Below are 8,186 nucleotides of genomic sequence, written 5' to 3'. Positions count from 1 at the left end.
GTCGCCGCGGACGACGCGCTCGCCTCGGCGGTCGCGGAGGCCGTCGGCGACGGCGAGGCGCTCGGGCTCGCGGCCGACTCGGCGTCGCCGCCGCTCGTCGCGGAGTAGGTCGCGCGCTGGCGCGGGTCGAGGAAGGCGCTGCCGTCGACGGCGGAGTCGGCCTCCACGATGGTGATCGCCGAGGCGCCGGCGGCGAGCGTGCGAGCGCTGAGGACGTCGGAGACGTCGATGCTCCCGCCCACGACGGGCGCGAGCAGGATGACGCTCGTCGCGAGCGCGGACCCCACAAGGATTGAACGCAGCATGACAGGTTCCCCCCGAAACCTTGAGATGTATCCGTCAGCCCCCCGGCTGACTCCTCCGACGCTACGACCCCGAGGCCCGAAGCGCCAAGCGGGGGTGGTCGGAAAACGAACAGATCACCCCAGGACTGGGGGAGACGGCCCTCGGATTGCTCCCCTGATCGGGGGTATTGCCCCTCGTGACGGCCCGTGCATGGGCGAGATCGGAGCCCCGTACAGGATTCGAACCTGCGACCTGCTGTTTACAAGACAGCTGCTCTACCAGCTGAGCTAACGGGGCGCTGCAGCGGGCTCAGCCTATCGGCCCGCGGCGCCTCGCTAGGGGGTCGGCGAGGGCGACGGCGACGGGCTCGCCGCGAAGTCGTTGCCGGCGGCCGAGAGCACGAACTGCGAGAACTCGGTCGAGTCGAAGGGGTACGACGGGTTGTACAGTTCGCCGTTCACGAGGACGGTCGGCGTGCCTCGCACGTTCTCGACCTCGGTGCCCTCGACCGGCAGGGGCCCGTTGCCCGCGCGAGTCGTCGCCGCCTTGACCCATTCGTAGAAGCGGCCGTCGTCGATGCAGCGCTCGAGAGAGGTCGAGGTCGCGCCGGCGTCGCGCGCGATCTCGAGGAGCTGGTCGTCGGTGAGTCCCTCGGTGCCCTCCGCGGGCTGATCGGCGAAAAGTCCGGCGTTGAAGTCGAAGAACGCGTCGGGGTTGTAGTTGGAGACGCAGGCAGCGGCGTTCGCGGCGCGGAGCGAGTACTGGGTACCGGCGGAGAGGCTCGTGAGGATCGCGATGGGGTGGTACTCGACCGTCGCGGCGCCCGAGTCGACGAGCGTGCGGATGAGCTCGCCGTTCTCCTCCTCGAACTCGCCGCAGACCGGGCAGAGGTAGTCGATCCATATGGTGATCGCGACGACCCCCGGCTCGTTCGGGGCGCTCGGCACGGGCGTCGCGTCGGGGGCGATGCCGGGCGTCTGCACCGGGGTCAGCCCCTCGCCGATGAGGATGCCGTCGCTCGCCATGTTGCGGGGTCCGTTGCGCTCGGGCCGGATCGAGTTGGTGATCACGAGCGCGACGATCGCGATGATCGCGACGAGAGCGACGGCGATGCCGCCCTGCAGGAGCCAGCGGTTGCGCCGCTCCTTCTTCTTGTGCTCGGCGCGCAGCTGGCGGGCCTTCTCGCGGGCTTCGTCGCGACGGGCCGTCTTCGACTGCTTCGCGCGGGCTGATCCGCTGTCGGTCATGGTTCCTCTTCGTGGCTTCCCGGGGGCGAGCGCGCTCCCCGAATCGGGTTCGGGCGCACTGCGCCCCGAAGGATAGTACGGCGACGAACGAAGTGCGGCCAGTCGAGGGGTCCTCGCGGAGGACCGCGGGGCGCCCTCGCGGGCCCGTCCAGCATCCCCCGATGCGGCCGACGGCCGCGGGAGGTGGCATACTGAGCCTCGATGACCAGCGTCGTTCATCGATGACAGCGTCATCAATCCATTCACAACGGATCGTCCGGCACGTACCTGCCGGTGAAGAGGAGAGTAAATCAGCATGGCTTCCGTCACTTTCGACAAGGCAACCCGTCTGTATCCCGGCTCGACCGTTCCCGCAGTCGACGCGATCGACCTCCAGATCGAGGACGGCGAGTTCCTCGTCCTCGTCGGCCCCTCGGGCTGCGGCAAGTCGACCACCCTCCGCATGCTCGCGGGCCTCGAAGAGGTCAACGACGGCAACATCTTCATCGGCGAGCGCAACGTCACCGACGTCCCGCCGAAGGACCGCGACATCGCGATGGTGTTCCAGAACTACGCGCTCTACCCGCACATGACCGTCGCCGAGAACATGGGCTTCGCGCTCAAGATCGCCGGCATCGGCAAGGAGGAGCGCGCGACGCGCGTCCTCGAGGCGGCCAAGCTCCTCGACCTCGAGCCCTACCTCGACCGCAAGCCGAAGGCGCTCTCGGGCGGCCAGCGTCAGCGCGTCGCGATGGGGCGCGCGATCGTGCGCCAGCCGCAGGTGTTCCTCATGGACGAGCCGCTGTCGAACCTCGACGCCAAGCTGCGCGTGCAGACGCGCACCCAGATCGCCTCGCTCCAGCGCCGCCTCGGCGTCACGACGGTCTACGTCACGCACGACCAGACCGAGGCCCTCACGATGGGCGACCGCATCGCGGTGCTCAAGGACGGCATCCTGCAGCAGGTCGGCACGCCCCGCGACCTCTACGAGACGCCGAACAACGTGTTCGTCGCCGGCTTCATCGGCTCGCCCGCCATGAACCTCTTCCCCGCCACGATCGTCGACGGCGGCGTCGAGTTCGGCACGGGAGTCGCCGTCGTCGAGCGCGAGACGCTCGACAACGCGAGCGACAAGTCGGTCACGGTCGGCGTGCGCCCCGAGGATCTCATCGTCGGCGCTCCCGGCTCGCACGGCCTCTCGGTCGAGGTCGACGTCGTCGAGGAGCTCGGCGCCGACGGCTACCTCTACGGTCACACCGAGGTGCAGGGCCAGCGCGTCGACGTCGTCGCGCGCGTCGACGGCCGCTCGCACCCCAACGCCGGTGAGACGGTCGTCGTCACGCCCGAGCCGAAGCACGTCCACGTGTTCGACACGGCGAGCGGCCTGCGTCTCAACCGCACCCCGATCACGCACTGAGCACCGGCTCTCAGCACTCGCTGATCACGGAATGATCGCCCGAGGGCGGGTCGCGTCGACCGACGCACCCGCCCTCGCGGCGTTCTCGGGAAGGAAACGATGAGCGCCTCGCTCAGCATCACCTCGGCCGTCGTCGACCCCGGCCTGCTCGACCTGCCCTGGAACCTGCCGCTCGACTCCTGGCCCGACGACGCGATCGCCTCGCTCCCCAAGGGGATCTCGCGCCACCTCGTGCGCTTCGTGCATCTGAGCGGCGCGGTCGTCGCGATCAAGGAGACGACCGAGGAGATGGCGCGGCGCGAGTACGAGATGCTCCGCACCCTGCAACGCCTGGAGGTCCCCTGCGTCGACCCCGTCGCCGTCATCACCGGCCGCGTCGACGACGACGGCACCCCGCTCATGCCCGTGCTCGTCACCCGCCACCTGCGCTTCTCGCTCCCCTACCGCGCGCTCTACTCGCAGACCCTCCGGCCCGACACCGCGACTCGTCTCGTCGACGCCCTCGCGGTCCTCCTGGTCCGGCTCCACATCGCGGGCTTCTTCTGGGGCGACGTGTCGCTCTCCAACACCCTCTTCCGCCGCGACGCCGGCGCCTTCGCGGCCTACCTCGTCGACGCCGAGACCGGTCAGCTCTACGAGGGCGGGCTCTCGAACGGCCAGCGCGAGAACGACCTCGAGATCGGCCGCGTCAACATCGCCGGCGAGCTGCTCGACCTCGAGGCGGGCGGCCGCCTCGACGGCAGCATCGACGCGATCGAGGTCTCCAACGGCATCATCGACGCCTACCGCACGCTCTGGAAGGAGCTCACGGGGTGGGAGTCGTTCGACCGCTCCGAGCGCTGGCGCATCACGCAGCGCGTCGAGCGCCTCAACGACCTCGGCTTCGACATCGAGGAGCTCGCGATCCGCACCGACGGCGACTCGACCGAGGTGCGGATCCAGCCCAAGGTCGTCGACGCCGGGCACCACATGCGACGCCTGCTGCGCCTCACGGGCATCGACGCGGGCGAGAACCAGGCCAGGCGCCTGCTCAACGACCTCGACTCGTACTCGGCGGCGACCTACCCGGACAAGTCGGTCGACGAGGAGCAGGTCGCCCACGAGTGGCTCGTGCGCGTCTTCGAACCGGTCGTCCGCGCCATCCCGCGCGAGCTCAAGGGCAAGCTCGAGGGCCCGGAGGTGTTCCACCAGCTGCTCGAGCACCGCTGGTTCCTGTCGCAGAACCAGGCGCGGGCGATCCCGCTCGCCGAGGCGCTGAGCTCGTACATCGACACCGTGCTGCGGCACCGCCGCGACGAGGCGACCATGATCGCTCCGCCGACCGAGTCGATCGCGCTGCCGCTCGACACGGGGGCGATCGACATCGTCGACGACGAGACCCCCACGGGGTCGTGGCGCGACAAGGTCTGAGCCGTCGAGCGGAGGCGGACGGGTAAACGTCGGGTGAGCATCGAATGACGCGATCGTGCCGATCGCTGTCTGACAGGGACGTCCGTGTCAGCCTTGGATCCATGGTGCTTAGTTCTCGACGCGATGTTCTGCGCGGCGCGGGGCTCGCGACGCTCGCCGGTGCCGCCGGAGGCCTCGCCTCGGGCACGGTGACGGTGACGGCGAAGCCGAACGCAACGCCCTCGTCGACCGGATTCCTGCACGGAGTCGCCTCCGGCGATCCGCTCCCTGACGGTGTCGTGATCTGGACCCGCGTGACGCCGACACCGACCTCTGCGCCGGGGTCGGGAACCGGGCCGGACGTCCAAGTCACCTGGCAGGTCTCGGCCGACGACCGCTTTCGACGCGTGGTCGCCAAGGGAGCGACGATCACGAGCGCGACTCGCGACCACACCGTGTCAGTCGACGTCCGCGGCCTCGCGCCCTATACGACGTACTGGTACCGCTTCGAAGTCGGAGGGCAGGCATCTCCGATCGGGCGAACCCGGACCGCGCCTGCCACGGGAGCCGCCGTCGCATCGGTCACCGCCGGCGTCGTGTCGTGCGCGAACTGGCAAGCGGGGGCGTTCTCGGCGTATCGGCACCTCGGCGACCGCGACGACCTGGACGTCGTCCTCCACCTCGGCGACTATCTCTACGAGTACGCGCCCGGCGAGTACCAGGCTCGCGACGTCGTCGTGCGCCCGCACGACCCGCCGCGGGAGACGACTCAGCTCGAGCACTACCGCCGACGCCACGCCCAGTACAAGACGGATCCGGACCTGCAGCGCCTGCACGCACGGGTGCCTTTCGTCGTGACGTGGGACGACCACGAGTCAGCGAATGACGCCTGGTCGGCCGGCGCCGAGAACCACGACCCCTCGACGGAAGGGTCCTGGACCAGCCGTCGCGCGGCCGCCGCGCGCGCCTACGCCGAATGGATGCCCGTCCGCTTCGGCCTGGACGGCCGCCTCTACCGTCGCCTCGGCTTCGGATCCCTTCTCAGCGTCTCGATGCTCGACCTTCGCAGCTACCGAGACCAGCAGGCATCCTCGCCCGTCGATCCAGGGGTCGATGACGCCACCCGCACCATCACGGGGTCGGAGCAGATGGAGTGGCTGCTGGACTGCCTCTCGAGCTCCGACGTGCAGTGGAAGATCATCGGCAATCCCGTCATGATCACGCCCGTGCGGTTCCCCTCGACCCTCAGCATGACGGAGCTCGCAGCGGTGCGTCAGCTCACGGGAGGCACCGGCATCGACGGCGTCCCCTACAACGTCGACCAGTGGGACGGCTACACGGCCGATCGCCACCGCGTCATACGGCATCTCCGCGACCGGGCGATCGCGGACACCGTGTTCCTCACCGGCGACATCCACTCGGCCTGGGCCTGCGACATCCCCGCCGACCCACTCACCTACCCGGTGTCGGGCGCATCGGTCGCAACCGAGTTCGTATGCACTTCGGTGACGAGCGACAATCTCGACGACATCCTGCGTGTGCCGCCGCGGTCGGCGTCGCTCGCCGTCGAGTCAGCGTTCCGCGCGGCCAATCCGCACGTGAAGCACCTCGACTTCGACTCTCACGGGTACTCCGTCGTCCACGTGACACCCGCCGCGCTGCGCATGGACTGGTTCGCTCTCGACGAGCGCACCGACCCCGCATCGCCCGCCCGGCTGTCGACCTCGTGGATAGTCGACGCCGGCACGCAGCGCGTGCGCCGCGCCTGAGCCCGCAACTCCAGATCGCACGACCCCAGCTCGATCCCGACCCCATTCCCGAACGGAGACCTTCGTGACCGCACGCCCCGGCCTCGACCGCCGAACCTTCCTGACTGCGATCGCGGCGGGCGGCGCATCCGTACTGCTCTCGGCGACCGAGGGCACGGCGTGGGCGGCGCGACCCGTCAAGGAACGAACGCGCGTCTACGTGCTGGTCGTCGACGGATGCCGCCCCGATGAGATCTCCGCGACGCTCACCCCGCGACTCGCGGAGCTCCGCGCAGCGGGAACCACGTTCCCCGCGGCGCGATCGCTACCCGTCATGGAGACGATCCCCAACCACGTCATGATGATGACGGGGGTGCGCCCCGACCGCTCGGGTGTGCCGGCGAACGCCGTCTACGATCGGGCCGAAGGCGTCATTCGCGATCTCGACCGACCGAACGACCTGAGGTTCCCCACCATCATTGAGCGCCTCAACGAGCGCGGGCGCACGACGGGCACAGTGCTCAGCAAGCAATACCTGTACGGCATCTTCGGCGAGCGCGCCACCTATAGGTGGGAGCCGTCCCCACTCGTGCCGATCACCGAGCACGCGCCCGACGCCGCCACTGTCGACGCGCTCATCGCGATGGTCGACGGCCCCGACCCGGATCTGGTCTTCGCGAATCTCGGCGACGTCGATCGCGTGGGTCACAGCGATCTCACGGGGACGACCCTCCAGGCGGCCCGTTCGGCGGCTCTGCTCAGTACGGACCTGCAGGTCGGTCGCTTTGTCGATCGGCTGGTCGCGTCGGGGAAGTGGAGCTCGAGCATCCTCATCGTGACCGCCGACCACTCGATGGATTGGTCGATCCCGACGAACGTCATCTCGATCACGCAGCTGCTGAATGGCAGCCCGGAGCTCAAGGCGGGCACGGTGATCGCACAGAACGGCGGCGCCGATCTGCTCTACTGGGTCGGCGCAGCCGACCGCCGCGATGCCGCCCTCGCTGAGATCTCGACGATCGTCGCAGCGCACCCCGGAGTGCTCGAGATCCGATCGCCCGCGGAACTCCGCCTCGGGCCGGAGGCGGGCGACCTCATCGCGACCTGCCGCGCGGGCTGGCGCTTCAGCGACCCCGCCGTTGTCTCGAACCCCATTCCGGGCAACCACGGCCACCCGGCGACTGAGCCGATCCCCTTCTTCGTCTCCGGAGGGAGCCCGCGCGTGCGCCGCGCAACGTCCTCGTCCGCGCAGGCCCGAACGATCGACATCGCTCCGACGGTCGGGTCGCTGTTCTCCCTCCGCACGCCCTCGGGCGGCTACGACGGGTCGGTGCGGTCGGAGGCCTTCGTCGCCTGACCGCGCGGTCGCGATCCGACCGGGGGCTCTTGGCGGCTACCTCAGGCGAGGATGCTGAGCGGGCTCTCGATGCGGGCGACGAAGGCGGCGAGCCAGCGCGCGGCGAGCGCGCCATCCCACGACCGGTGGTCGGCCGAGAGCGTCACGGTCATGACCTGGCCGACGTCGAGCGCACCGTCGACCACGACGGGTCTGGCCGACGCGGCGCCCACGGCGAGGATGCCCGCGTGCGGCGGGTTGATGATCGCCGAGAAGGCCTGCGTGCCGAACATGCCGAAGTTCGAGACCGTGAAGCTGCCGCCCTCGAGCTCGGCGAGCTTGAGGCGGCCCTCGCGGCCGCGGCCGGCGAGCTCGGCGATGCGGGCTCCGAGCGCCGAGACGCTCAGCCTCTCGACGCCGCGCACGACGGGGACGACGAGGCCGTCTTCGAGCGACACCGCGATGCCGATGTCGACCGAGTCGTGGATGACCATGCCGTCGTCGCTCCACGTGCGGTTCGACTCGGGGACGTCGCGGAACGCGCCCGCGACGGCCTTCACGACGAGGTCGTTGACGCTCACCTTCACCCGACCGCCCGCGTTGATCTGCTTGCGCATGTCGAGCAGCGCGTCGACGCGGCAGTCGGCGGTGAGATAGAAGTGCGGAACCGAGTTCTTACTCTCGGTGAGGCGGCGGGCGATCGTCGCGCGCATGCGGCTGTGCGGCACGACCTGCGCGCCGGCCGGGGCCGGCTGCGCGGGCGCGGTCGGTGCGGCTGCCGGAGC

General features: G+C 69.9%; 6 protein-coding genes, 1 tRNA gene and 1 pseudogene. 4 read left to right on the top strand and 4 right to left on the bottom strand.

Annotation, left to right across the window (positions count from 1 at the left end):
- The 3 genes and pseudogenes from Q7T15_RS03215 to Q7T15_RS03205 form a co-directional block, all read right to left on the bottom strand.
- A pseudogene (locus Q7T15_RS03215) lies at positions 1–305 on the bottom strand (hypothetical protein); the annotation flags it as partial.
- Positions 306–509: 204 nt separating this feature from the next.
- Positions 510–582 (bottom strand) — tRNA-Thr (locus Q7T15_RS03210).
- A gap of 38 nt (positions 583–620) precedes the next feature.
- Positions 621–1,532: a thioredoxin domain-containing protein gene (locus tag Q7T15_RS03205; RefSeq protein ID WP_304693215.1), complete on the bottom strand. Its 912-nt coding sequence runs from the start codon at positions 1,530–1,532 to the stop codon at positions 621–623.
- A 295-nt stretch (positions 1,533–1,827) separates the two neighbouring features.
- Between Q7T15_RS03205 and Q7T15_RS03200 the strand changes: the two genes are divergently transcribed.
- From Q7T15_RS03200 to Q7T15_RS03185, 4 genes are all read left to right on the top strand, one after another.
- Complete coding sequence (locus Q7T15_RS03200) at positions 1,828–2,928, top strand: ABC transporter ATP-binding protein (RefSeq protein WP_304693213.1); 1,101 nt, start codon at positions 1,828–1,830, stop codon at positions 2,926–2,928.
- A gap of 99 nt (positions 2,929–3,027) precedes the next feature.
- Positions 3,028–4,338, top strand: coding sequence for a DUF4032 domain-containing protein (locus Q7T15_RS03195; protein ID WP_304693211.1), 1,311 nt, complete (start codon positions 3,028–3,030; stop codon positions 4,336–4,338).
- A gap of 101 nt (positions 4,339–4,439) precedes the next feature.
- The gene (locus Q7T15_RS03190; RefSeq protein ID WP_304693209.1) at positions 4,440–6,086 is read left to right on the top strand and encodes an alkaline phosphatase; all 1,647 of its coding nucleotides are present in this window, start codon (positions 4,440–4,442) and stop codon (positions 6,084–6,086) included.
- 64 nt (positions 6,087–6,150) lie between these two features.
- The gene (locus Q7T15_RS03185) at positions 6,151–7,422 is read left to right on the top strand and encodes an alkaline phosphatase family protein (protein ID WP_304693207.1); all 1,272 of its coding nucleotides are present in this window, start codon (positions 6,151–6,153) and stop codon (positions 7,420–7,422) included.
- Positions 7,423–7,463: 41 nt separating this feature from the next.
- Here the strand turns inward: Q7T15_RS03185 and Q7T15_RS03180 are convergent.
- The coding region (locus tag Q7T15_RS03180; protein ID WP_304693205.1) for a 2-oxo acid dehydrogenase subunit E2 at positions 7,464–8,186 on the bottom strand (723 nt) is incomplete at its 5' end.

It is taken from the genome of Microcella sp., assembly GCF_030645145.1.
Lineage (GTDB): Bacteria > Actinomycetota > Actinomycetes > Actinomycetales > Microbacteriaceae > Microcella.
This window is presented reverse-complemented; position numbering and strand designations above follow the sequence as displayed.